25 protein-coding genes, 1 tRNA gene and 1 pseudogene are annotated in these 22,684 nt (G+C 70.2%); 20 read left to right on the forward strand and 7 right to left on the reverse strand.

Annotated features, from left to right (window positions below):
• Positions 1-38: 38 nt before the first annotated feature.
• Both ACFZDJ_RS45450 and ACFZDJ_RS45455 read right to left on the reverse strand, forming a co-directional pair.
• Positions 39-707 (reverse strand): GNAT family N-acetyltransferase, encoded by a 669-nt coding sequence (locus ACFZDJ_RS45450; protein ID WP_390938063.1) that lies wholly within the window; start codon positions 705-707, stop codon positions 39-41.
• The gene (locus tag ACFZDJ_RS45455; protein WP_391068231.1) at positions 697-2,808 is read right to left on the reverse strand and encodes a penicillin acylase family protein; all 2,112 of its coding nucleotides are present in this window, start codon (positions 2,806-2,808) and stop codon (positions 697-699) included. Before ACFZDJ_RS45455 ends, ACFZDJ_RS45450 begins: the two co-directional genes overlap by 11 nt.
• A 57-nt stretch (positions 2,809-2,865) precedes the next feature.
• On the opposite strand from ACFZDJ_RS45455, the pseudogene ACFZDJ_RS45460 reads away from it, so the two are divergent.
• The 5 genes and pseudogenes from ACFZDJ_RS45460 to ACFZDJ_RS45480 form a co-directional block, all read left to right on the forward strand.
• A pseudogene (locus tag ACFZDJ_RS45460) lies at positions 2,866-3,007 on the forward strand (siderophore-interacting protein); the annotation flags it as partial.
• A 120-nt stretch (positions 3,008-3,127) separates the two neighbouring features.
• Positions 3,128-3,712: an HhH-GPD-type base excision DNA repair protein gene (locus ACFZDJ_RS45465; RefSeq protein WP_391068234.1), complete on the forward strand. Its 585-nt coding sequence runs from the start codon at positions 3,128-3,130 to the stop codon at positions 3,710-3,712.
• Positions 3,713-3,898: 186 nt separating this feature from the next.
• Positions 3,899-4,543 (forward strand): DUF308 domain-containing protein, encoded by a 645-nt coding sequence (locus ACFZDJ_RS45470; RefSeq protein ID WP_390938068.1) that lies wholly within the window; start codon positions 3,899-3,901, stop codon positions 4,541-4,543.
• Between the two features lie 114 nt (positions 4,544-4,657).
• Complete coding sequence (locus tag ACFZDJ_RS45475) at positions 4,658-4,999, forward strand: hypothetical protein (protein ID WP_391068237.1); 342 nt, start codon at positions 4,658-4,660, stop codon at positions 4,997-4,999.
• A gap of 70 nt (positions 5,000-5,069) precedes the next feature.
• Entirely contained in the window at positions 5,070-5,216 is a 147-nt protein-coding gene (locus tag ACFZDJ_RS45480; protein WP_168509520.1) for a hypothetical protein, read from the forward strand.
• A gap of 138 nt (positions 5,217-5,354) precedes the next feature.
• Here ACFZDJ_RS45480 and ACFZDJ_RS45485 read toward each other — a convergent pair whose 3' ends face one another.
• Positions 5,355-6,959, reverse strand: coding sequence for a helicase HerA-like domain-containing protein (locus ACFZDJ_RS45485; RefSeq protein WP_391068240.1), 1,605 nt, complete (start codon positions 6,957-6,959; stop codon positions 5,355-5,357).
• Between the two features lie 105 nt (positions 6,960-7,064).
• On the opposite strand from ACFZDJ_RS45485, the gene ACFZDJ_RS45490 reads away from it, so the two are divergent.
• Entirely contained in the window at positions 7,065-7,361 is a 297-nt protein-coding gene (locus ACFZDJ_RS45490) for a type II toxin-antitoxin system VapB family antitoxin (protein WP_003999914.1), read from the forward strand.
• 200 nt (positions 7,362-7,561) lie between these two features.
• Positions 7,562-8,215: a LytR C-terminal domain-containing protein gene (locus ACFZDJ_RS45495; protein ID WP_390938190.1), complete on the forward strand. Its 654-nt coding sequence runs from the start codon at positions 7,562-7,564 to the stop codon at positions 8,213-8,215.
• Between the two features lie 172 nt (positions 8,216-8,387).
• On the opposite strand, the gene upp is transcribed toward ACFZDJ_RS45495, so the two are convergent.
• On the reverse strand, positions 8,388-9,023 hold the full coding sequence (gene upp, locus ACFZDJ_RS45500; RefSeq protein ID WP_101403573.1) for a uracil phosphoribosyltransferase: 636 nt from the start codon (positions 9,021-9,023) through the stop codon (positions 8,388-8,390).
• A gap of 96 nt (positions 9,024-9,119) precedes the next feature.
• On the opposite strand from upp, the gene ACFZDJ_RS45505 reads away from it, so the two are divergent.
• The 9 genes from ACFZDJ_RS45505 to ACFZDJ_RS45545 all read left to right on the forward strand — a co-directional run bounded on the left by ACFZDJ_RS45505 (position 9,120) and on the right by ACFZDJ_RS45545 (position 14,795).
• Positions 9,120-9,482, forward strand: coding sequence for a hypothetical protein (locus tag ACFZDJ_RS45505; protein ID WP_390938076.1), 363 nt, complete (start codon positions 9,120-9,122; stop codon positions 9,480-9,482).
• Positions 9,483-9,747: 265 nt separating this feature from the next.
• The gene (locus ACFZDJ_RS45510) at positions 9,748-10,290 is read left to right on the forward strand and encodes a hypothetical protein (protein ID WP_168517517.1); all 543 of its coding nucleotides are present in this window, start codon (positions 9,748-9,750) and stop codon (positions 10,288-10,290) included.
• Positions 10,291-10,466: 176 nt separating this feature from the next.
• Positions 10,467-10,898 carry a tRNA adenosine(34) deaminase TadA gene (gene tadA / locus ACFZDJ_RS45515; RefSeq protein WP_168517518.1) on the forward strand — a complete coding sequence of 144 codons (432 nt, stop codon included), beginning with the start codon at positions 10,467-10,469 and terminating at the stop codon, positions 10,896-10,898.
• 73 nt (positions 10,899-10,971) lie between these two features.
• Positions 10,972-11,056 (forward strand) — tRNA-Ser (locus tag ACFZDJ_RS45520).
• Positions 11,057-11,209: 153 nt separating this feature from the next.
• Positions 11,210-11,389, forward strand: coding sequence for a hypothetical protein (locus ACFZDJ_RS45525; protein ID WP_054235066.1), 180 nt, complete (start codon positions 11,210-11,212; stop codon positions 11,387-11,389).
• Between the two features lie 41 nt (positions 11,390-11,430).
• Positions 11,431-11,724, forward strand: a complete 294-nt coding sequence (locus ACFZDJ_RS45530; RefSeq protein ID WP_168493263.1) for a Dabb family protein — start codon at positions 11,431-11,433, stop codon at positions 11,722-11,724.
• A gap of 184 nt (positions 11,725-11,908) precedes the next feature.
• Positions 11,909-12,850, forward strand: a complete 942-nt coding sequence (locus ACFZDJ_RS45535) for an RNA polymerase sigma factor SigF (RefSeq protein ID WP_168509523.1) — start codon at positions 11,909-11,911, stop codon at positions 12,848-12,850.
• A gap of 244 nt (positions 12,851-13,094) precedes the next feature.
• Positions 13,095-14,003: an RNA polymerase sigma factor SigF gene (locus ACFZDJ_RS45540; protein WP_168493265.1), complete on the forward strand. Its 909-nt coding sequence runs from the start codon at positions 13,095-13,097 to the stop codon at positions 14,001-14,003.
• A gap of 501 nt (positions 14,004-14,504) precedes the next feature.
• On the forward strand, positions 14,505-14,795 hold the full coding sequence (locus ACFZDJ_RS45545; protein WP_384920307.1) for a hypothetical protein: 291 nt from the start codon (positions 14,505-14,507) through the stop codon (positions 14,793-14,795).
• Between the two features lie 42 nt (positions 14,796-14,837).
• On the opposite strand, the gene ACFZDJ_RS45550 is transcribed toward ACFZDJ_RS45545, so the two are convergent.
• A complete protein-coding gene (locus ACFZDJ_RS45550; RefSeq protein ID WP_054235117.1) occupies positions 14,838-15,035 on the reverse strand; it encodes a hypothetical protein in 198 nt (65 codons plus the stop codon).
• A 511-nt stretch (positions 15,036-15,546) separates the two neighbouring features.
• Between ACFZDJ_RS45550 and ACFZDJ_RS45555 the strand changes: the two genes are divergently transcribed.
• The 4 genes from ACFZDJ_RS45555 (at position 15,547) to ACFZDJ_RS45570 (ending at position 20,028) form a co-directional block, all read left to right on the forward strand.
• Positions 15,547-16,038, forward strand: coding sequence for a MarR family winged helix-turn-helix transcriptional regulator (locus tag ACFZDJ_RS45555; RefSeq protein ID WP_067377003.1), 492 nt, complete (start codon positions 15,547-15,549; stop codon positions 16,036-16,038).
• 18 nt (positions 16,039-16,056) lie between these two features.
• Entirely contained in the window at positions 16,057-18,588 is a 2,532-nt protein-coding gene (locus ACFZDJ_RS45560; protein ID WP_390938082.1) for an MFS transporter, read from the forward strand.
• A gap of 106 nt (positions 18,589-18,694) precedes the next feature.
• Complete coding sequence (locus tag ACFZDJ_RS45565; RefSeq protein ID WP_384920300.1) at positions 18,695-19,516, forward strand: YceI family protein; 822 nt, start codon at positions 18,695-18,697, stop codon at positions 19,514-19,516.
• Positions 19,517-19,557: 41 nt separating this feature from the next.
• Positions 19,558-20,028 (forward strand): PPOX class F420-dependent oxidoreductase, encoded by a 471-nt coding sequence (locus tag ACFZDJ_RS45570; protein WP_168493274.1) that lies wholly within the window; start codon positions 19,558-19,560, stop codon positions 20,026-20,028.
• Positions 20,029-20,267: 239 nt separating this feature from the next.
• On the opposite strand, the gene ACFZDJ_RS45575 is transcribed toward ACFZDJ_RS45570, so the two are convergent.
• Together ACFZDJ_RS45575 and ACFZDJ_RS45580 are read right to left on the reverse strand one after the other, a co-directional pair.
• Positions 20,268-21,041, reverse strand: a complete 774-nt coding sequence (locus ACFZDJ_RS45575) for a TetR/AcrR family transcriptional regulator (RefSeq protein WP_384920296.1) — start codon at positions 21,039-21,041, stop codon at positions 20,268-20,270.
• Between the two features lie 100 nt (positions 21,042-21,141).
• Positions 21,142-22,680, reverse strand: coding sequence for an MFS transporter (locus tag ACFZDJ_RS45580; RefSeq protein WP_391068246.1), 1,539 nt, complete (start codon positions 22,678-22,680; stop codon positions 21,142-21,144).
• Positions 22,681-22,684 lie beyond the last annotated feature (4 nt).

The raw sequence follows: 22,684 nt of genomic DNA on the forward strand, positions 1-22,684 counted from the left end.
AGAGTCACGGATACGTACGGACGAATCCGGCGCCGTGCTCACTCTCCCGGCGAGGAGCCCACCGGGGAACCCGCCGACGAGCCCAGCGGGAAAGCCCCTGCGAGGACCGCCTCCCGCGTCAGGAAGGCCAGCCGGGCCCGCTTCTCGGGCAAGTAGACCTCGGGAAGGTCGATTTCGGGAAGCACGATCTCCGGGCCGGGTACGAAGCCCTGCCGGACCAGGCGCGTGATCGCCTTCTCGTTGCGCGCGTCGGGTTCGACCACGACCCGCTGCCGGTCGAGGCCGACCAGCGCGTACACGGTGAACGCGGTCAGCAGCGCGGACGACCAGCCCGCCCGGCCACCGCCGGACCCCGCGGGGCCGATCAGCAGGTGGACCCCGATGTCGCCGGGCTCGACGGCGTAGCACTCGCTGACCCGGTCGGCCTCGGGCTCGTACGTCTGGAAGAGCGCGGCGGGCTCGCCGTCCTTGACCGCGAGGAAGGCGTGGTGGGTGTCGAGCGAGTCCAGGTGGACGTACGTCTCCAGCACCTGCTGCTTCGTGAGCCCGTTCATGCCCCAGAACACGGCACGCTCCTCGCTCACCCAGCGGTGGATGACGTCCAGGTCGGCGTGCGGGTCGACGGGCAGGACGCGCACGGTCCCGAAGCCGTCGATCTTGTGCTCGTGCACGGCCTCGCGGTCGGCGGCGTACGGCTCACTGCTCATGGTTGTCCTCAACCTTCTGTGTCTCCTGCTCCTGTGTCAGCCGGCTCCAGTCGGTGACGACCGGGGCCAGTTCTCCCTTGAGCCACAAGGGGAGTTGGTCGCGGTGGTGGGCCGAGCCCGGGACCCCCGAGGCGCCGAAGGGGACCACCCAGAGGCTCTGGCGGCGGTCGGCGAGGTCCCAGACGTAACGGGCCGCCGGGCCGCGCGCGCTCAGGTCGGTCAGGCCGGGGACCGTCGAGGTGCACAGCACGCAGTCGTGGTCTCCGGAGAGCCCCGGTTCGTCGTACGAGGTGGTCGTGAGCGCGCGCCAGGGCGCGAGGCGGTGGGTGTCGCCCCAGACGCCGAGCGGTTGCGCGGCCGCCTCCTCGACGGCCTCGCGGACGAGGGCGGCGCGGTCGATGCCGTACAACTCCTCGGCCTTCAGCAGGTGTTCGAGGGCGAAGCCGACGCGGGGGAGGAGAGCGAGCCAGGGGCGGAAGACCTCGGGGTACGCGGGCGGGGCGGCCAGCGCGGCGAAGGCGGGGTGCGCGGCGAGCCGCCGTACGACCGCGCCGCGCACCGCGGAGTAGGCGGCCGCCGCCCTGCTGTCGGCCGTCATCCGGCGGTCCCAGCCGAGCAGCCAGTCGCGCAGGGCGGTCGCCTTGATGCCGAGTCCGTCGAGGGCGGCGAGGTGGTCCATCAGAGGTGCGGCGGAGGCCAGATGGGTGTCCATGTGGATGTCCGCCATGTCCTGGGCCGACCACTTCGGCCGCTCGTCGAGGAGCTGCCGGATCCGGGCGGCACGGTGGAACGGGGCGAACTCGACACCGAGCGGGCCGGCGGGACCGCGCTGGTTCGCCATCACGGCGACGCCGTCCTCGACCGTCCCGTACGGCATCTCGTGCCAGCCCCGCCATTCGTGCCCGGGCTCCCAGGCCGCGACGATCCGGGTGCGGTTGTCCGCGCCGCGGAGCGGGACCCGGCCGGCGACCCGGTGCAGTGCGCCGCCCTCGGTGTCGGCGGCCTGGACGACGTTCACGGGCTCGGCCCAGTGGTCGAACGCCCGGTCGACGTCGGCGACTTCGCGAGCCCGCAGGAGGGGGAGGAGCGCGCTGAAGCCGAGGTCTTCGGTGACGCGGGGCGGGTAGCGGAGACTGATGGGTTCGACGCCCTCGGTCGTCTCCGCTCCCCCGATGACGACCGGTCCGCGCGGGGTCTCGACGACCTCGACCTCGACGGGTTCACCGCCCGCCACCTCGACCGTCTCCATGTGCCGGGCGACGGCCCGCCACTCCCCGTCGGGGTCGAGCGCCTCCCATCTGTCCGTTCCCTCCGGTCCCTGGGGTCCGACGCGTCGCAGTCGTTCCCGGTACAGGTCCTGGTAGTCGGCCATCGCGTTGGTGATGGCCCAGGCGACCGTGCCCGTGTGGGCGAAGTGGGCGATGCCCGGGACCCCGGGGACGGCGAGGCCGACGACGTCGAACTCGGGGCAGGAGAGGTGGATCTGCTGGTAGACGCCGGGGTCCTCGATGAAGCGGTGGGGGTCGCCCGCGATGACCGGCTGCCCGGTGCCGGTCCGCTCGCCCGTGACGAGCCAGCCGTTGCTGCCGGAGGTGCCGGGACCGTCGGCGGCGAAGAGGTCCACGGCCTCCGGTCCGATCCGGCGGACGACCTCCTCCCTCCACAGCTTGGCGGGGAAACCGGCGAAGAGGATGTGCGCGCCGAGCCAGACGCCGAGCGGGGTCCAGGGCTCCCAGCGCCCCGGGGCGAGCCCGGTCTCCGCGAACTCCGGTGCGCGCCTGGCGCCTTCGGCCAGTGCCTCGTTGACCCCGTCGACGTACGCGACGACCCAGTCGGCGGTCTCCGGATCCCGTCTCTCCAGCGCCGCGAAGCAACGTCTCGCGGTGTCGTCGAGCCGGGCCCGGCGTGCGAACCGGTCCCAGCCGACGGCCTCGGCGCCGAGGAACGCGGCGGACGTGCCCTGCGAGCGGTGCCGTTCGACCTCCAGTTGCCAGGCACGGTCGAGGGCGGTGACACGACCCTGGGCACGGGCGAGGGCGCGGGCGCCGGTGGCGCGCAGGTGGGGGATCCCCCAAGGGTCACGGTAGAGCTCGGCGGTCACAATCCATCCCCACTTTCATCAGGTTAGGCTAACCTAACTTCCATTGGGGTGAAATCGTACGCTCGGGGTGGAGGACCGGACACCATCGAGGCCACGGTCCACGGCACCGCGTTCACGAAGCCGGACCCGGCCCCGTCCCACGTCTTCGCCGTCGCCGACTCGGCCTCCCTCCCCGCCCTCAACTCCCTCCTGGAGGCGGTGGGTACGGTCGTACGTCCGCAAGGAACTCTCCGTCCCGAGGCAACGGGTGAACGCCATGGGCTACTGGCGCACGGAGGCCTGAGAGGCGTTCCGCACCCTGACGCGGGATCATCGAGGCATGGACGTCAGCCTTCACATCGCCCAGGATCCCGAAGCGGACGCGCTGCTCAGCCGCAGCCCCCTCGCCGCCCTGACCGGGATGCTGCTGGACCAGCAGGTGCCGATGGAGTGGGCGTTCAAGGGGCCGCGCACGATCGCCTCGCGCATGGGTGCGGACGAGTTGGACGCGCACGAGATCGCCGCGTACGACCCGGAGAAGTTCGCCGCGCTGCTCACCGCGAAGCCGGCCGTGCATCGCTATCCCGGGTCCATGGCCAAGCGGATCCAGCAGCTGTGCCAGTACCTCGTGGAGCACTACGACGGCGACGCGGCCAAGGTCTGGGAGGGCGTCAAGACCGGCGACGAGCTGCTGCGGCGGCTCAAGGAACTGCCCGGCTTCGGCGCCCAGAAGGCCCAGATCTTCCTGGCCCTCCTCGGCAAGCAGTTCGGTGTGCGGCCCAAGGGCTGGCGCGAGGCGGCGGGGGCGTACGGCGAGCCGAACTCCTTCCGCTCGGTCGCCGACATCACCGACCCGGACTCCCTGGCGAAGGTCCGCGCCCACAAACAGGAAATGAAGGCCCAGACGAAGGCCTCCGGCAAGTAGCCCCGTTCCCTCGCCCCTCGAACACCGGACAACCCGGAGGCTTTCAGGGGCGCGGGGAACTGCGCGACCTGCCCCCGGCCCCCCACCCGCAACCGACGAACTCACCACAGCGGGGGTGCGGGCCGCAGGTCCGTCGGATGGGTCACCGCGGTGGCAGGACGGCCCAGCCCGGCCAGAGCATGGAGCATGAGTGAGGTACCGAACGCTCCCCGACACGGCCCGCAGTACGACGACCGCCACATCCACGACCGAGAGCCACACGTCACCCCCGAAGGCCCCCTGCACCTCATCGCCCGCAGCGCCTGGCAAGCCGTCCTGCTCGCCGGCATCGCGGCCTTCGTCCTGGGCGTGCTGGTGCTGGTCTGGCCGGGCGCCTCCCTGCTCGCCGCGGGCGTGCTCTTCGGCCTCTACCTGCTCTTCAGCGGCGTACTCCAGCTCGTCGCCGCGTTCGGCACCCACGTCGCGACCTCGCTGCGCGTCATGGCCTTCATCAGCGGTGCCCTCTCGATCCTGCTCGGCCTGTTCTGCTTCCGGGGCCCGATGCAGTCGACCCTCCTGCTCGCCCTGTGGATCGGCATCGGCTGGCTGTTCCGCGGCATCACCCAGACCCTGGCCGCCGCGTCCGACCCGACCGTGCCCGCCCGCGGCTGGCAGATCTTCCTCGGGATCGTCAGCTTCCTCGCGGGGATCGTCCTGATCGTGTCCCCGTTCACCTCGGTCGCCGTCCTCACCCTCGTCGGCGGCTGCTGGCTCATCGCGGTGGGCGTCACGGAAATCATCACCGCGTTCGTGATCCGCGGCCGCGCCCAGCACATCCCGGCCGTCGTCTGACCGCACGACGAGTCCACGCCGTACGTCAACTCCGCGCCTCACCCGTAGCCCATGAGGGCGGATCTCGCCGCCGACCCGATGAACCACCCACTCCGGATGGGGACACGACCTCCTATGAGCCCCTCTCCGCACCGCCGGCCGCGCCCGCCGCACCGGCACGCGTGGATGCGGGTTCTGACGCTCCTCGTCGTCACGATCCTCGCGGCGGGCGCCCACGTCGACGCCCTCGCCCCGACCCCCGTCGTGGCCTCCGCCGAAACGGACTGCGGCGCCGAACACGACGTACTCGACACGGCCCTTCGCCCGCCCACCCGGCAGGACCACCGCCCCCTCAACCCGCTGCGCCCCGCACCGACCGCTCCCGACGGCCCGGAGCCGGCGCCCCGCCCCCGTCGCGTACCGCCGTCGCACTCCCGCACGCTGCACGCCCTGCGCTCAGTGGTCCTGCGCTGCTGACAGGCCCGGCCCGGCCTCCGGACCGTCCCCACCAGCCAGTCAGTGAACCAGCGAACGCAAGGACACAGTCATGACCACCGACCCGTACGCGGTCCTGCGCGCCCTCCTGCGCGCGGAAGCCGTCCGCAACACGCCCAAGCCGCAGCCCGAGTCCAGGCCCGCGCCGGACGCCCGGCAGGTGCGGACGCCCTCGCCCAAGGAGCACGGAAACAGCTAGGCACAACGGCCAGGCACTACCGAGGGAACACCGAGGCGAGCGCCCCGACCACGTGCGGGGCGCTCGCCTCACCTCCTGTCATCTGTCATCTGTCATCTGTCAGCTGACAAACACCGACTACCAACTACCGGCTCGCGGCTACCGTCTGCGCCGAGCCGTTCCGAAGAGGGAGCGGGTGATCTCCCTGCCGATCTGCGTGCCCATCGACCGCGCCAGGGACTTGAAAATGCCGCTGCCGACGACCTGTTCGACGACCGAGGGTTCCTCCTTCGTCCGGCCACCGCCCTTCGCGGGCGCCCGCCCGGCCTCCGGAGCCGCCTCGGCGGCGGCCTGCGCGGCTGCCGCGTCCCGCGCCGCGAGCTTCTCGTACGCGGACTCGCGGTCGACCGCCTGCGCGTAGCGCCCGTACAGCGGGGACGCCTGCACCGCCCGGTCCAGCGCGGCCGGATCGACGGGGCCCATCAGGGACTGCGGGGCCCGCAGCCGGGTCGCCGCGACCGGCGTCGGCGCGCCCTTCTCGCTCAGCACGGTCACCACGGCCTCGCCGGTGCCGATGCCGGTGAGGACCTCCTCCAGGTCGTACGCGGAGTTGGGGAAGGTCTTCACCGTGGCCTTCAGCGCCTTCTGGTCGTCCGGTGTGAAAGCACGCAACGCGTGCTGGACACGGTTGCCGAGCTGGGCGAGGACGTCGGACGGCACGTCCTTCGAGGTCTGCGTCACGAAGAAGACGCCGACCCCCTTCGAACGAATGAGCCGCACGGTCTGGGTGATCGACTCCAGGAAGGCCTTCGACGCGTCGGTGAAGAGCAGGTGCGCCTCGTCGAAGAAGAAGACCAGTTTCGGCTTGTCGATGTCGCCGACCTCCGGGAGGTCGTGGAAGAGATCGGCGAGCATCCACATCAGGAAGGTCGAGAAGAGCTGCGGTTTGTCCTGGACCTCGGGGAGTTCGAGGACGGACACCGTCCCGCGCCCGTCCGAAGCCGTCCGCAGCAGCTCACTCGTGTCGAACTCCGGCTCCCCGAAGAACGGGCTCATGCCCTGCGCCTCGAAGGCGGTCAGGGAGCGCAGGATCACGCCCGCCGTCGCGGGCGACAGGCCACCGATGCCCTTCAGTTCCGCCTTGCCCTCGTCCGAGGTCAGGAAGGTGACGACGGCCCGCAGGTCCTTGAGGTCGAACAGTTCCAGACCCTTCTGGTCGGCGTAGTGGAAGATCAGGCCGAGCGACTGCTCCTGGGTCTGGTTGAGCTGGAGCACCTTGGACAACAGGACCGGGCCGAAGCTGGTGACCGTCGCCCGTACGGGGATGCCCTTGCCCATGCCGCCGAGCGCGTAGAACTCGGCCGGGCAGGCGGTCGGCGTCCACTCCTGGTGGACCTCCTGGGCACGCGCCAGCACCCTGTCGTTCGACACGCCCGGCGCCGAGATCCCGGAGACATCACCCTTGATGTCGGCGAGGAACACCGGCACGCCCTGCGCGGACAACTGCTCGGCGATCAGCTGCAGCGTCTTGGTCTTGCCGGTGCCGGTGGCTCCGGCGACCAGCCCGTGCCGGTTGAGCACGGGCAGCGGAATGCGGATCCGGGCGTCCGGCAGACACCGCCCGTCCCAGAGCAGTGCGCCCAGGTCGAGCGCGGGTCCGAAGAACGCGTAACCGGAAGCGATCTCCAGGGCCTCCTGAGGGAGCCCGCGGGCGCCGCTCACACCTTCGGGTGCCACCGCGGGAGGTGCTTCGCTGTCGCTCATATCAGGCCCCTGTTCCCGGTTTGCACTGATTTACGGCGTCTTTTCCAGCGTCGCACTACGTCGCCATGGCTGCGCCCGGAAGGTCTGGGCCGGTAGGCTTTCCGTGTGATCTTCAAGCGCATCGGAAACGGACGGCCGTACCCCGACCACGGCCGGGAAAGCACCCGGCAGTGGGCGGACGTCGCGCCGCGCCCGGTCCGCCTCGATCAGCTCGTGACGACCAAGGGCCAGCTGGACCTGGAGACCCTCCTCGCCGAGGACTCCACGTTTTACGGCGACCTGTTCGCACACGTAGTGAAGTGGCAGGGCGACCTGTACCTCGAGGACGGCCTCCACCGCGCCGTACGCGCCGCGCTGCAACAGCGCCAGGTGCTCCACGCGCGTGTGCTCGAACTCGACTGAGACGACTTCGGCCGAGACGATCTCGACTGAGACGGACTCGGCCGAGACCGGGCGCAGGGCCGCGAGGGCCTCTTCGAGGCCCGGGATCCCCGCTCGTTGACCCTTTTGGGTTGGACTGAGCCCCGAACGATGATCATTTAGTAGGAATCACCGTCGCGGCGCACTACGCTGCGCCCATGAGCATGCTCACTCCCCCTGGCATGGGCGGCCAGTACCGGATCACGGGGGACAAATACCCACGGATGCGCCGACCCCGGGGGCGTCGCAGGCTCGTGTTCCTGGTCGTCGCCTCCGTCACCGCGCTAGGGCTGATCGGGTGGGGAACCCTGCAGCTCATCGATGTCTTCACGGGCAAGGGCGACAAGGCCACGGCGGCCGGTGCGAAGGACGACTGCACGTCCAAGGCCGACCCGTCGGCCAAAGCGACCACCGCGTCCACGGCGTCCACGACGTCCACCGCCGCCGGGACGCTTCCCAGGCCCGGACAGATCACCGTCAACGTCCTCAACGCCACCCCGCGCAGCGGGCTCGCCAAGCAGACCGCGGACGAGCTGAAGAAGCGCGGGTTCCGCATCGGTGACGTGGGCAACGCGACGGCCACGTACGACAAGAAGGTCAACGGCGCCGGGATACTGCTCGGCGCCAAGGGGGCCGCACAGGCCGCGCTGCCGGTACTGGGCACGCAGTTGTCCGGCGCCGAGGTGAAGACGGACGGCCGCGCCCAGGCCGACCAGGTCGACCTGATCATCGGCACCAGCTTCAAGAGCCTCACGAAGAAGGAGGACGCCGACAAGGCCCTGGCCACCCTGTCCGGGCCCCAGCCGGCCGCGTCCGCCTCTCCGAAGAACTGCTGAACAGCCGAGAACAGCGAGGGCTGTCGGCAGCCCCGTAGGGCCGCCGACAGCCCTCGTGAGACCGCTGAGGGCCCTCGTGAGACCGCTGAGGACCCAAGGGGCGACTCAGGGCCCCGTAGGGCCGCGACGGTCCCGCGTAGGCCCGTCGCAGGTCCCCCTGAGGTGCGGGAACCTACTCGGCCGCCCCGTACATCCGGTCCCCCGCGTCGCCCAGCCCCGGCACGATGTAACCGTGCTCGTTGAGCCGTTCGTCGACCGACGCGGTCACGACCGTCACCGGCGTGCCCGCGAGCTCGCGCTCCATGACCTCGACGCCCTCCGGGGCGGCGAGCAGCACCACGGCGGTGACGTCGTCGGCGCCGCGCTTGATCAGCTCCTGGATCGCCGCGACGAGCGTGCCGCCGGTGGCCAGCATCGGGTCGAGGACGTACACCTGGCGCCCGGAGAGGTCGTCCGGCATGCGGGTCGCGTACGTGGACGCCTGGAGCGTCTCCTCGTCGCGCACCATGCCCAGGAAGCCCACCTCGGCGGTCGGCAGCAGCCGCACCATGCCGTCGAGCATGCCGAGGCCCGCACGCAGGATCGGCACGACCAGCGGGCGCGGGTAGGACAGCTTGACGCCCGTGGTGGAGGCGACCGGGGTCACGATGTCGACCTGCTCGGTGCGCACGTCCCGGGTGGCCTCGTAGGCGAGCAGGGTGACCAGCTCGTCGGCGAGCCGCCGGAAGGTCGCGGAGTCGGTGCGCCGGTCGCGCAGGGTGGTGAGCTTATGGGCGACCAGGGGGTGGTCGACGACGTGGAGACGCATGCCCATAACAGTAGCCGTGCCCCCGTGTCCCTCGCGCTGGCATCAAACCGCCCGTTAGAGGGAAGGCGGTAGGGACGGACCTGGGGTGGTGGGCCTATGCCGGACCGGGAAAAGGAGTCCCCGGAGCAGCTGGAGCGACTCGGACGAGCCGAGGCGGCCGAACCCGCCCAACGGCCCGGACGACTTCGCCGCGTCGAACAATCCGAACGGTCCAAGCAGGCCGAACGGGCCGAACGGGCCGAACGTGCAGAGCGGGCCGAACGTGCAGAGCGGGCCGAACGGTCCGAGCGGGCCGAACGGATCGGGCAGCCGGAGACGGACGCCGAGCGCCGGCGGCGCCGGGCCCAGTTCCTCCGGGACCTGACCGAGGCGCGCGAGCTGCGCGACCGCGTCCAGCCGCGCCGTGCCAAGGTCGCCCGCCTCCGTCACGCCATGCGCATGCGCACCTTCCGTTGGTAGCTCCGTTGGTAGCTCCTTTTGCAGCTCCTTGGTGATCCGCCCACGCCGTGAGGGCGGGGACATGCACACACGACGCCGAGGGCCGCGTACGATCCGCTGTTAGCGATCAAAAGAGGCAGACACAGCAGGCCGAAGACGTCCCCTGAACGCTCTGTTTCTGCCACGATTCCGAGTGGGTGGGGTCTCGGAGCAGCACTCCCCGCCCAATCGACCTCCGCCGGGGGGACCCCCAACCGGCACGCCTATGACCAGTGGGAGAGTCACGGTGTACTTCGCCGCACTGCTCGCGCGCACCGAAGACGGGTGGGAAGCGAGCGACACAGAGCTCGACGATGTGGAGACCCTGTCGGATCTGACCGATCTGGCCCGTGAAGCCTCGGAGGAGGACACGGTGCTCGTACTCATCGAGCAGGAGGACGCGTGGTTCGGCGTCGTCCGCGTGGACGGTGAGGAGGACCCTCGCATCTACGTCTCGGACGCCGCAGCCGCTGCCCGCAGCTCGTACGGCGAGATCCTGCTCACGGACGAACTACTAGGACGGGAGCCCGGCGACGACGACACCGACCTGGACTCCCTCGACCTGGACGGCACCGAGGACGGTGAACCCGACGACGCAGACGACTCCGAGGACGACGAGGAGGAGAGCGTCTCCGGCGAGATCGTCTCGCACAGCCCCGTCGGGGACCGCGAGATCCTCGCCGACCTCGGTGTGAGCGAGAAGGAACTGCTCGCCCTGGACGAAGGCGACGCGCTCAGCACGATCGCCGAAGCCCTGGGAGCGGCGGAGGTCCTGGAGACCGTCCGCTAGGGCCTGATCCGCCGGACAGGTCCTGGGACCCGATCCGGAAGGCAGGTCCCGGCTCCCGCGGTTTCCGGGAGAGGCGGTTTTCCGGGCGAGCCCGATAGATTTCCCGGGTGAGCCCGACAAAAGAGACCTTTCCAGCAGATCCGGCAGATCCGGTACGCGACCGCTGGCGGGCCGCGATGCGGCTCGCCCTGGACGAGGCCCACCGGGCCGTCCAGGGCGGGGATGTTCCCGTCGGCGCCGTCGTGCTGTCCACGGACGGTACGACGGTGCTCGCGACCGGACACAACGAACGCGAGGCCACGGGCGATCCGACGGCGCACGCCGAGGTGCTCGCGATCCGCGGGGCCGCCCAGCGGCTCGGCGAGTGGCGGCTGGCCGGCTGCACGCTCGTCGTCACCCTGGAGCCCTGCACGATGTGCGCGGGCGCACTCGTCCAGTCCCGGGTCGACCGGGTCGTCTACGGCGCCCGCGACGAGAAAGCGGGCGCGGCCGGTTCCGTCTGGGACCTCGTACGCGACCGCCGGCTCAACCACCGCCCCGAGGTGATCGGGGGCGTACTCGAGGACGAGTGCGCGAGTCTGCTCACCCGTTTCTTCCGCGACCGCTGACTCCACGGGGCGGCGGGACCGGCGGCGGAAACGGATTTCAGACCATGGCCCACCTTGGGGTAGGGTCTCCCTCGGTAGCGTGTCCGAGCGGCCGAAGGAGCTCGCCTCGAAAGCGAGTGTGGCGCAAGTCACCGAGGGTTCAAATCCCTCCGCTACCGCTTGAGAAGGGCCTCGTCGCAAGACGGGGCCCTTCCTGCGTACGGCAAAGGACCTCGGCCAGCGGGCCGTTGGTCCAAAAAAAGTGGGGTGGAGGTTACACTCGCCGCCGGCACAGGGGGCCCAGTGGGCGCAGCAGTCACAGGGAGGCCGCGATGGCGGTGAATTCGAAGAAGATCGCCGTCTACATACTCGTGGTCTTCGCGCTGTACGTGATCATCACGGATCCGGCGAAGGCGGCCGGCTACGTCCAGATAGGGTTCGAGGGCATTTCGACCGCCGCCCGGTCCATCGGCGACTTCATGACGTGGATCGCCGACGGGGCCAAGAACTGATCGGCCGCCCCCCGCACGGCCCGTACCACCAGGGAGTACCCGTGATCCGCCATCTGGTCCTCTTCAAGCTCAACGAAGGCGTCGAGCGTGACGACCCCCGCGTCGTCGAGGGCGCGGCCGCCTTCCGCCCGCTCGGCGACCAGATCCCCGAGCTGCGGTTCTGGGAGTGCGGCTGGAACATCACCGACCGGCCCGTCGCGTACGACTTCGCGATCAACTCCGCGGTCGACGACTCCGACGCCCTGAAGCGGTACTTGGAGCATCCCGCACACCAGGCGGGCGTCGCGCTGTGGCGCGAGTTCGCGACCTGGGTGATCGCCGACTATCCGTTCTGAACCGATCCGAGCCGACGCGCTCTGGGCCCCTCACCGGAAACCGGTGGGGGGCTTTTCCGCTTCTTATGCCCCAACTCTCCCTAAATCCTGTTCAACACGGGGTTATCCGGTGCTTGCACACAGTGCACATGTCTTGTGATGCTATGACCGCTTTTGACGGATGAGTTGATGGATCTGACGGATCATGGAGGTGGAGTTGACCGTGCCGGCCAGTACTGCGCCTCAAGCACCGCCACAGGAAATCCCCAAGGAACACATCACCACGGAACCCATCGCCCAGGAACGCGTCACCCCCGAGCAGATCGCCCCCGAGCACATCGCCCCTGAGCACATCGCCCACGAACGCGTCACCCCTGAGCGACGCCGCGGCGCCGACACCCGGGCCCTCACCCAGCTGCTCTTCGGCCAGCTCAAGACGCTGGAGCCGGGCACCACGGAGCACGACCGCGTACGCGGGGCGCTCATCGAGGCGAACCTGCCGCTCGTGCGGTACGCGGCCGCCCGCTTCCGCTCCCGCAACGAACCGATGGAGGACGTGGTCCAGGTCGGCACCATCGGCCTGATCAACGCGATCGACCGCTTCGACCCCGACCGGGGCGTGCAGTTCCCGACCTTCGCGATGCCGACCGTCGTCGGCGAGATCAAACGGTACTTCCGCGACAACGTCCGCACCGTCCACGTACCCCGCCGACTGCACGAGCTGTGGGTACAGGTGAACAGCGCGACGGAGGACCTGACGACGGCCTTCGGGCGCTCCCCCTCGACCGCCGAGATCGCCGAGCGGCTGCGCATCACCGAGGAGGAGGTGCTGTCCTGCATCGAGGCCGGACGCTCCTACCACGCGACCTCCCTCGAAGCCGCCCAGGAGGGTGACGGGCTGCCCGGACTGCTCGACCGGCTCGGCTACGAGGACCCGGCCCTCGACGGAGTCGAACACCGCGACCTCGTCCGCCACCTCCTCGTACAACTGCCCGAGCGCGAGCAGCGGATCCTTCTCCTGCGCTACTACAGCAATCTGACGCAGTCACAGATCAGTGCCGAGCTGGGAGTCTCCCAGATGCACGTGTCAAGGCTGCTCGCCCGGAGCTTCGCACGGCTGCGATCCGCAAACAGGATCGAGGCGTAACCGACAAGAGCGAATCGCTCAAGGACTCCTTTCCCGACAGTTCAGCGTCGAAAAACCGCCAGACCCTCCTTTTCCAGGGCTGATTCACCCCTTCCATGTCGACATGTCACTACAGCGTGTTGCCGACATGTGACATTCTCCCCGAAGAGCGTTTGCCGCGGCCCCGCCGCCGGTATTCAGGTGGAGGCTGCGTTCCTCCGACGGGAGCGTCCGCCGCGACCGTCCGCGACCCAAAGGGGGTGGCATGTCCGCAGACCAGGGCAGCTCGAAGGTGCTCACGCTCACGAAGAGCGAACCGGCGCCCGACGCGCTTCACGATGTCCCGGCCCTTCCGGCCCCCGATGCCGCTCCGGCCCTCGAAGCCGTCCCGGCGGCCCCCGAGACCTCGGGAGCCATCGACACCCGCACCCTGTCCCGCTCCCTGTTCCTGCGGCTCGCCGCACTCGGCGAGAACAGCCCCGAGCGTGCCTACGTCCGGGACACCCTCATCGAGCTCAACCTCCCGCTCGTGCGGTACGCGGCGGCCCGCTTCCGCTCCCGCAACGAGCCGATGGAGGACATCGTCCAGGTCGGCACCATCGGCCTGATCAAGGCGATCGACCGCTTCGACTGCGAACGCGGCGTGGAGTTCCCGACGTTCGCGATGCCGACCGTCGTCGGCGAGATCAAGCGGTTCTTCCGTGACACCTCGTGGTCCGTCCGCGTCCCGCGGCGCCTCCAGGAGCTGCGCCTGGCCCTCACCAAGGCCAGCGACGAACTGTCCCAGAAGCTCGACCGCTCCCCGACCGTCGCCGAACTCGCCGCGGTCCTGGGCGTGTCGGAGGAGGACGTCGTCGACGGCCTCGCGGTCGGCAACGCCTACACGGCCTCCTCCCTCGACTCCCCGGCCCCCGAGGACGACGGCGGCGAGGGCTCCCTCGCGGACCGCCTCGGCTACGAGGACACCGCCCTGGAAGGCGTCGAGTACCGCGAGTCGCTGAAGCCGCTGCTCGCCAAACTCCCGCCCCGCGAGCGCCGGATCATCATGCTGCGCTTCTTCGCCAACATGACCCAGTCGCAGATCGGCGAGGAGGTCGGCATCTCACAGATGCACGTCTCCCGCCTCCTCACCCGCACCCTGGCCCAGCTCCGCGAGGGCCTGATCTCCGACTGAGACCCCTGCTCGACCCTTCATAATTGACGGATCGTCAGCCACACTGGCGCGATGCGTCGAGCGACTTGGCTCCGTGGCCGTCGAGGCGCCCTGGTGGGCGCCTCGACGGCTGTTGTCTGCCTGGGTGCCGTACTGGCCGCGTGCGGGGACGGTGGGGGCGGCGGCGGATACGTGGCGGTGGGAGCGCCGGCCGACTCGGGACCCGTCGTAGCTCCGACCGGAAACGTCTCGCTGACCCCGCTGCCCGGGTCCACGCCACCCACGCAACCCGCGCAAGCCGCCAAAGGGGCCCCTCAGCAGGGCAGTTCACCCCCGCAGTCCCCACTTTCCGCTTCGCCCGGTGCGGCAACGAACCGCGGCGACGACAACTCGTCCCGTACGAGCGCCGGTTCGGGCACCGCGTCGGCGCCCCCCGCTCGGCCGACCCCGGGTTCCACGGCAAGCACCAGTCCCCCTGGTACCCCCGGTGCTCCCGGTCCCGTCGGCCCCGCCGTTCTCGACGTGGGCGAGCCCACGCGGGAGGCCACCGACAGGCGCTGGTGCGAGAAGGTGACCGTCTCCTTCCGCAACACCGGTGGCAGCGCCGTGCGTTCGGGCACGGTGACCCTCGGGACGCACATCATCGGGGCGCTCGGCATCGACTGGGCGACGATCGACTCGACGCGGGATCTGCCGGCGCCGATCGCGGCCGGAGCGGGCAGCACGAAGACCTGGACGGTGTGCGTCGACGACTGGCGCGTGCCGCTCGGCATGCACATCGAGACGCGGGACGTGTCCGTCCAGTGGAAGTGACCCGCCTCCACCGGCCCGGCCGGCGGGGCGGGCGGGTTGCCCTTACGCCAGCGCGAGCCAGGCCACGGCGGCCACGACCGCCACGGCGACGACGATGCCGATGATCAAACCGATGCGGGGGCCCGCCGGGGCGGCCGCCTGCTGCTGCCGGGCCTGGGGGCCCTCGTCGACGAAAGCGCGGAACATCTGGGTGCTACCCGCGGGGTCGTAGTTGCCCTCGGGGCCCTGGGTGTTTGCCATGGCCCAGGACCCTAGCGAATACACGCCACCTACCCAAGCGCCGGGTTCCCCTCACCCCCCATTCCCGGTTCCGGATGGCGTGGGCGGCGAGCTGGATGCCCCCGGCAGGCAGCGCCCCGCCAGGGGCGCGGGCAACCGCGCGCCCAACCCCCGCCGGCGGTCGGACGAAAAGCTCCGGATGAACGGTTCGCGCACATGGAGGCCCCGCCGGCGGCGCAAGCGAGGGTGCGGGAACAGCCCTCGGCGGAGCCCAGGGCCAGGCGTCCAGTCCCCGCGGAGGCAGGGCGGAGCCCTTCGTGGGGCAGGCCGGAGCCCGGGAACGGGTTGGGCCCGGGTGTGGGGGTTCCGCCGGTCCACAGCGGATTCAAAGCCGTGCGCGCCGCCCACCAGCAGGTTTACGTTCGCCAATACGTGCCTTTGCTATCTTTTTAGCCCAGCGGCAGCGATTTCGTTTGCCTGCAGCAACCAACTGGATTTATGGTTGCCCCAAGCAACGAATACGGGAGGTGTGATGGCCGAGCAGGCGCAGTACGAGGAATTGGCTCGTCAGCTCAGTGCCATCGGCGCCGTGAAGCGGGAGCTCGGGCGGATCCTGCCGCACGACTGCCCCGCGGGCTCCGCCGCCGTACTGACCCTCCTCGGCCGGCACGGCGACATGCGGATGAGCAAGCTCGCCGAGCTGCTCGCCGTGGACATGTCGGTGACCAGCCGCCACGTTGCCCACGTCGCCGACCGGGGCTGGATCGAACGCCTCCCCGACCCCGCCGACAAACGCTCCCGCATCCTGCGTCTGACCGACGCGGGACGCGAGCAGCTCACCGAACTCTCCCGCCGCTCCTCTCGGCTGTTCGCCGACCGGCTGAGCGACTGGTCCGACCACGAGGTCGGCCTGCTCATCCACCTGATGGGCCGGCTGCGCGAGAGCTTCGGCGACTGCCGTGCCGTACCCCGGCCGCCCTACGTGCCGGAAGCAACCGAACTGACCACCCGTACACCCGCATAAGACAAGAGAAGGAAGCCCATGGCAACGACCACACCAGCCGGTGTGCGGGCTCACGCCAAGCACGGAGGTGGACCCTCCGGCGGCACTCCGATGACACACCGCCAGATCATGGAGGCGCTCTCCGGCCTGCTGCTCGGCATGTTCGTCGCGATCCTGTCGTCGACGATCGTCACCAACGCACTCCCCGAGATCATCGGCGACCTGGGCGGCGGCCAGTCGGCCTACACCTGGGTCGTCACGGCCTCGCTGCTGGCCATGACCGCGACCACGCCTCTGTGGGGCAAGCTCTCCGACCTGTACAGCAAGAAGGCGCTCGTACAGATAGCCCTCGTCATCTACGTGCTGGGATCGGCCGCCGCCGGTCTGTCCCAGAACCCCGGCATGCTCATCGCATGCCGTGTGGTCCAGGGCGTCGGCGTCGGCGGTCTGTCCGCCCTCGCCCAGATCGTCATGGCGGCGATGATCTCCCCGCGTGAGCGCGGGCGTTACTCCGGCTACCTCGGCGCGACCTTCGCTGTCGCAACGGTCGGCGGCCCGCTGCTCGGAGGTGTCATCACCGACACCTCGTGGCTCGGCTGGCGCTGGTGCTTCTACGTCGGCGTGCCGTTCGCGATCATCGCGCTGATCGTGCTGCAGAAGACCCTGCACCTGCCCACCGTGAAGCGGGACGTGAAGGTCGACTGGGGCGGCGCGTTCTTCATCTCCGCCGCGGTCTCGCTGCTGCTGGTCTGGGTCACCTTCGCCGGTGACAAGTACGACTGGGTGTCGGGGCAGACGTACGCGATGGTCGGAGGCGCGATCGTCCTCGGCCTGCTGTTCGTGCTCGTCGAGTCCAAGGCGAGCGAGCCGATCATCCCGCTGCGCCTGTTCCGCAACCGCACCATCACCCTCTCCTCCCTCGCCTCGCTCTTCGTGGGCGTCGCGATGTTCACCGGCACCGTCTTCTTCAGCCAGTACTTCCAGCTGGCCCGGGACAAGTCCCCGACGATGTCGGGCGTCATGACCATCCCGATGATCGGCGGCCTGTTCATCGCCTCCACGGTCTCCGGCCAGATCATCACCAAGACCGGTCGGTGGAAGTACTGGCTGGTCAGCGGTACCGTCCTGATCACCGCGGGCCTGGGCCTGCTGGGCACCATCCGCTACGACACGACCTACTGGCACGTCGCGATCTTCATGGCGCTGCTCGGTCTCGGCGTCGGCATGACGATGCAGAACCTGGTGCTGTCCACGCAGAACCAGGTGGCCCCGTCCGACCTCGGCTCGGCCAGCTCCACGGTGACGTTCTTCCGCTCCCTCGGCGGTGCGATCGGCGTCTCCGCGCTCGGCGCGATCATGTCCACCCGGATCACCGACTACGTCAAGGACGGCCTGGCCGGCATCGACCCCAAGTACGCGGCCGCCGCGTCCGGTTCCGGCTCCGGCACCATCCCGAACATGGACTCGCTGCCCGCCCCGCTGCGCACGGTCCTCGAGAGCGCGTACGGCCACGGCATAGCCGACGTCTTCATGATCGGCTCCGCCCTGGCGCTGCTCGCCTTCTTCATCGTCCTCTTCATCAAGGAGGTCCCGCTGCGGACCTCGGGCGCGCTGGCCCAGGCCGCGGAGGCGAAGGCGGAGGCCATCGCGCCGGAGGCTTCGGCCACCGCCGAGGCACCCGCCGCCGACGAGAGGATCCCGAGCTGGGCGGCCGTCGCCGAGACGAGCCTCGCCGCCGGACCCGAGGGCACGCAGCGGCTCGCCGCCGTCGCCACCGCGACACGGGAGAGCGCCCCGCTGCCCGCCTCCGGCGGCATCCCGGTCCGCGGTCACGTCCGCGGCGCCGAGAGCGCCCCCGTCCCGCAGGCCGCGGTCACGCTGATCTCGCTCGCGGGACGGCAGCTGGGCCGGTCGGTCGCGCAGGCCGACGGCTTCTACACGGTGGACGCGCCCGGCACGGGCTCGTACGTCCTGATCGCCTCCGCCGACGGTTTCCAGCCGCAGGCCTCGACGATCATCGTGAACGACGAGCCGGTGGCGTACGACATCCTGCTGAGCGGCACGAGCGGCCTGAGCGGATTCGTCCGGGCCGCCGGGACCGGTACCCCGGTCAAGGACGCCATGGTCATCGTGACCGACGTCCGCGGTGACGTGCTGGCCACCGGGACCACCGGTGAGCAGGGCCAGTTCGCCTTCGCCGAACTGGTCCCGGGTCCGGTGACCATCGCGGTGAACGCGGCCGGCCACCGCCCGCAGGCCCTCCCCGTCGAGGTCGGCGGCGCCGGGGTCACCCGGGTCGAGGTCGAGCTCAGCGCGGGCGCCCAGCTCCAGGGTGTCGTACGGGCTCCCGGCGGTCCCCTGGGCGACGCCCGGGTCACGCTGGTCGACGCGGCCGGCAACGTGATCGGCACCGCCAGGACCGGCACGGACGGCGCGTACGCCTTCACCGACCTGGACGGCGGCGAGTACACCGTCATCGCGACGGGTTACCCCCCGGTGGCGACGGCTCTCACGGTCTCCGGCCGTGGCGTCGACGACCACGACATCACCCTCGCCCACCCCGGCGAGTAGTCGATACCCCGGCCCGTGGGGACGCGCGCACTCTGAGCGGAGGTGCGCCCCCCACGGGCCGGTCTCATTGCGACCAATTTTTAGTGCTTTGCAGGGAGAAAACGGGATGGGACTGACCGCACGGATTCGCACGCGGGACGGATGGGCCGTGTCGCACGCGGTCGTCACGGTGACCGACATGACCGGGGCGCAGGTGCTGCGCGCCGAGGCGGACACCGAAGGAGCCGTGCACGACCCGACCCCCCTCACACCCGGCGCGTACACCGTGATCGTGACCGCGGTCGGGTACGCGCCCGCCGCGTCCAGCGCGATCGTCACGGCGAGCGGCCGGGCCGAGATCGGCCATGTGACCCTCGCCCGCCAGGGCGGCAACGAACTGCCGCCGCCCGGCCCCTGGACCGTCGACCCGGCGCACTCCTCCGTCGGCGCCGTCGCCCAGCACCTGGGCATCTCCAGCGTGCACGGCCGTTTCACGGACTTCTGGGCGACGATCGAGATCGCCCCGGACGACGTGTCCAAGTCCCGCGTCGAGGCCGTGATCTCCGCCGCCTCGATCGACACCGGCAACGGCATGCGCGACGGCCACCTGAAGTCCCCCGACTTCCTCGACGTCGAGACGTACCCGCAGATCACCTACCGCTCGACCGGCCTGACCCCGGCCGGCTCCGACCGCTGGACCGTCCACGGCGAACTCACCATGCGCGGCATCGCCCGCCCGGTCGACCTGGACCTCGCCTACCTGGGCACGGGCGCGGACCCCTGGGGCGGCACGCGGGCCGCCTTCCGGGCGACGGCCGAACTCCACCGCGAGGACTTCGCCATGAACTACAACCAGGTCATCCAGGCAGGCATCTCGGCGATCGGCACCACGCTGAAGGTGGAGCTGGACGTCCAGGCGGTACAAGGGGAGTCCCTCCCACAGGCGTGAGTCGAGCGCACGTTCCCGGCGGGCAGCCTAGGCTGACTCACATGGCACCGAACATCGCTACGAACACCGCCGTGTCCCTGGACGAACTGCTCGACTTCGTACGCCCCCGCCACCGCGCCATCCTCCTCACCCGCCGTACCGACGGCAGCCCCCAGGGCTCCCCCCTGACCTGCGGGGTCGACGACGCCGGGCGGATCGTCGTCTCGACCTACCCCGAACGCGCGAAGACCCGTAACGCCAAGCGGGACGAGCGTGTCAGCCTGATCGTGCTGAGCGACGAGTGGAACGGACCCTGGGTCCAGATCGACGGCACGGCCGAAGTCATCGACTCCCCCGAATCCGTCGAGCCGCTCGTCGAGTACTACCGGAACATCGCGGGCGAACACCCGGACTGGGACGAGTACCGGGAGGCCATGCTCAAGCAGGGCAAGTCGATCATCCGGGTCACGCCGGTGAAGTGGGGCCCGGTCGCGACGGGCGGCTTCCCGGCCCGACTGACACCCCAGGAATGACCCGGGAGTGACCCGGGAGTGACCCAGGAAGCCGGGGAGGAGCGGACAGGTCCTAGGGCCTGTCCGGCGGATCAAGTCGGAGGCTAGCAACGGTGCCTCACTAGCCCAGGTGAGCGGGGCTTGGTGCGTCCAGCTGCAAGGCGGAGGAGGGAGTCGACGCGGAGCGTCGGCGAGTGACGACAACGCCGCAGATGGGCGTGCCAAGCCCCGCGTCTCCGGCATGATCCGCCGGACAGGCCCTAAGCCCGGGCGACCATCGTCTCGATCCCCGCGATCAGCGTCTCCAGCGCGAACGTGAAGTCCCGCTCCCGCATCTCCTCGACCGTGTCACCGCCGCGGGCCTCCATGAGGTCCGCGGCGTTCTCGAAATTGGCGGAGAACTGCGGCTGTTCGCCGATCGTGCTCATCGCCTGACGGAAGTACTCGTCCTGGGTCATCCCCGCCGAGGCGCAGCGCTGCACGAAGTGGCCCTCGATGGTGCCGAACCCGTACACGAACTGGAAGACCGCCGAGAGCGCGCCCATCTGGCCGTGCCGGGGCAGGCCGGTGTTGCGGATCACCTGCTGGACGCAGAGCGAGAAGGCCATGGAGTGCGGGCCGATGTTCAGGAAGGTCCCGATCAGCGGGGACACCCAGGGGTGGCGGACCAGCAGCGCACGGTAGCCGGTGGCGAGGGAGCGGAGCTGGTCGCGCCAGTCCTCACCCGACTCCGCGTCGGGCAGTTCCAGTTCGCCGAAGACCGCGTCGAGGGCGAGCTCGAGCAGGTCGTCCTTGGTGTCGACGTACCAGTACACGGACATCGCGGTGACGTTCAGCTCGGCGGCCAGCCGGCGCATGGAGAACCTCGCCATGCCCTCGGCATCCAACAGCCGTACGGTGACCTCGGTGATCCGGTCCCGGTCGAGCCCCGACGGCTGCCCGCCCCCGCGCGCCGCAGCGCCCCGGGGAGTCTTGCCCTCCAGCCAGACACTGGTCCGCGCCGGACGCTCGGCACGGTCGGCTGCCCTCACCATGGCGCACCTTTCTCGGAACTCGAAACTCGCAACTCATCACTCGCAACTCATCACTCATGACTCATCACTCATGACTCGGAACCCTGATGCTAAGCGGGCGCTACGCCGATACCGCCACCGCGGAGTCTGCCCTCTCCGCACGTCGTAGCAACGCCGCGGCCAGCAGTCCACCGAGAAGGACGGCCGCCGCGCCCACCAGTTGGCTGGTCTCCAGGCCCGACGCGAACGCGTCCGTGATCCGCCCGCGCTCCTCCTCCGAGCCCGCTGAGGCCAGTGCCGCCGGGAGCGAGGCCGCCGCCACCGGAATCAGCGCCGCGAACCGGGAGTTGAGGATCGCCCCGAGCACCGCCACGCCGAGGCCGTTGCCGAACTCGGCGAGCGTGCCGTTGACGCCCGCGCCCACGCCCGCCTTCTCCGGCGGAATCGCGCTCATGATGGCGTGTGCCATGGCCGGGTTGGCCACGGCGGCGCCCGCGCCGATCAGCAGCAGCCCGAGCAGTGTGCCGCCGTACCCGTGCGCGGCGAGCGTGGCGATCGACACCAGCCCGGCCGACATCAGCGTCATGCCGACCGCGATCGACACCGGTGTGCCGAGTCTCGCCGTCCACTTCGCCGAGAGGCCGGAGAAGTTCAGCGCCACGACCGCGAGCGCGAGCGGCGCCGTACGCAGTCCGGCTTCCAGGGGGCCGTATCCCAGGACGAATTGGAGGTGCTGGGTGAGGAGGAAGAGGGCCCCGCCCATACCGAAGGCGATGAGGACGGCTCCCGCGACGGCTCCGGTGAAGCGCCGGTCGCGGAAGAAGTGCAGGTCGAGCATGGGGTACGGGATCCGGCTCTCCCAGTACGCGAAGGCGGCCAGCACCAGCACGGCGACCGCGTCCGTGGCCAGCACCCGGCCCGACGTCCAGCCGTGTTCGGGCCCGGAGATGATCGCGTACACGAGTGCGGTCATGCCGATCGTGGAAAGCAGCGCTCCCAAGAGGTCGGGGCGGTCCCCGCGGCCCTGGGGTCCGGGGGTTGTCCCCCGGAACGACGCGGCCTTCGACTCCGGTACGAGGGCCACCACCGCGGCGAGGCCCAGGGCCACCACCGGCAGGTTGATCAGGAAGATCGCGCCCCACCAGAAGTGGTCCAGTACGAAGCCGCCGAGGAGCGGTCCGGCCGCGAAGCCGAGGGCGTTGACGGCGCTCCAGATGCCGATGGCCTTCGGGTGCTCCGCGGGCGTGAAGATCTGCATGGCGACGGCGAGCGTGGTGGTCAGCAGGAGCGCGCCGCCGACGCCCATTCCGGCCCGTGCGGCGATCAACTGGCCGGTGGAGTCGGCGAGTCCGGCCACCACCGAGCCGATCCCGAAGAAGACGAGCCCCGTGATCAGCATCTTCTTGCGGCCGTAGCGGTCGGCCGCGCTGCCCGCCGTGAGCAGCAGCCCGGACTGCACCAGCGAGTAGGCGTTGATCATCCACTGAATGTCGGAGGTGGCCGCGCCCAGCTCCCGGGTGAGGGAGGGGATCGCGACGTTCAGGACGGTGTTGTCGAGCAGCACGGTCAGTTGGGCGAGGCAGATGACGCCGAGGATCAGCCAGCGTCGGGGGTGGCCTTGTGCCTGATCCTCGGGGTGCCCTGGGGGAGTCGTGGACATGTTG

This window comes from Streptomyces sp. NPDC007896 (assembly GCF_042959425.1).
Classification (GTDB): domain Bacteria; phylum Actinomycetota; class Actinomycetes; order Streptomycetales; family Streptomycetaceae; genus Streptomyces.

Excerpts from the sequence above, each read along its gene's own strand:
- ACFZDJ_RS45480 (WP_168509520.1), top strand. The coding sequence starts at position 5,070 with ATGACCACCGACCCGTACGCGGTCCTGCGCGCCCTCCTGCGCGCGGAA.
- ACFZDJ_RS45580 (WP_391068246.1), bottom strand. The coding sequence starts at position 22,680 with ATGTCCACGACTCCCCCAGGGCACCCCGAGGATCAGGCACAAGGCCAC.
- ACFZDJ_RS45505 (WP_390938076.1), top strand. The coding sequence starts at position 9,120 with ATGCCGGACCGGGAAAAGGAGTCCCCGGAGCAGCTGGAGCGACTCGGA.
- ACFZDJ_RS45465 (WP_391068234.1), top strand. The coding sequence starts at position 3,128 with ATGGACGTCAGCCTTCACATCGCCCAGGATCCCGAAGCGGACGCGCTG.
- ACFZDJ_RS45550 (WP_054235117.1), bottom strand. The coding sequence starts at position 15,035 with ATGGCAAACACCCAGGGCCCCGAGGGCAACTACGACCCCGCGGGTAGC.
- ACFZDJ_RS45570 (WP_168493274.1), top strand. The coding sequence starts at position 19,558 with ATGGCACCGAACATCGCTACGAACACCGCCGTGTCCCTGGACGAACTG.
- ACFZDJ_RS45555 (WP_067377003.1), top strand. The coding sequence starts at position 15,547 with ATGGCCGAGCAGGCGCAGTACGAGGAATTGGCTCGTCAGCTCAGTGCC.
- ACFZDJ_RS45525 (WP_054235066.1), top strand. The coding sequence starts at position 11,210 with ATGGCGGTGAATTCGAAGAAGATCGCCGTCTACATACTCGTGGTCTTC.
- ACFZDJ_RS45450 (WP_390938063.1), bottom strand. The coding sequence starts at position 707 with ATGAGCAGTGAGCCGTACGCCGCCGACCGCGAGGCCGTGCACGAGCAC.
- ACFZDJ_RS45495 (WP_390938190.1), top strand. The coding sequence starts at position 7,562 with ATGGGCGGCCAGTACCGGATCACGGGGGACAAATACCCACGGATGCGC.
- ACFZDJ_RS45565 (WP_384920300.1), top strand. The coding sequence starts at position 18,695 with ATGGGACTGACCGCACGGATTCGCACGCGGGACGGATGGGCCGTGTCG.
- ACFZDJ_RS45575 (WP_384920296.1), bottom strand. The coding sequence starts at position 21,041 with ATGGTGAGGGCAGCCGACCGTGCCGAGCGTCCGGCGCGGACCAGTGTC.
- ACFZDJ_RS45485 (WP_391068240.1), bottom strand. The coding sequence starts at position 6,959 with ATGAGCGACAGCGAAGCACCTCCCGCGGTGGCACCCGAAGGTGTGAGC.
- ACFZDJ_RS45540 (WP_168493265.1), top strand. The coding sequence starts at position 13,095 with ATGTCCGCAGACCAGGGCAGCTCGAAGGTGCTCACGCTCACGAAGAGC.
- ACFZDJ_RS45535 (WP_168509523.1), top strand. The coding sequence starts at position 11,909 with ATGGAGGTGGAGTTGACCGTGCCGGCCAGTACTGCGCCTCAAGCACCG.
- ACFZDJ_RS45475 (WP_391068237.1), top strand. The coding sequence starts at position 4,658 with ATGAGCCCCTCTCCGCACCGCCGGCCGCGCCCGCCGCACCGGCACGCG.
- upp (WP_101403573.1), bottom strand. The coding sequence starts at position 9,023 with ATGCGTCTCCACGTCGTCGACCACCCCCTGGTCGCCCATAAGCTCACC.
- ACFZDJ_RS45470 (WP_390938068.1), top strand. The coding sequence starts at position 3,899 with ATGAGTGAGGTACCGAACGCTCCCCGACACGGCCCGCAGTACGACGAC.
- ACFZDJ_RS45560 (WP_390938082.1), top strand. The coding sequence starts at position 16,057 with ATGGCAACGACCACACCAGCCGGTGTGCGGGCTCACGCCAAGCACGGA.
- tadA (WP_168517518.1), top strand. The coding sequence starts at position 10,467 with ATGCGGCTCGCCCTGGACGAGGCCCACCGGGCCGTCCAGGGCGGGGAT.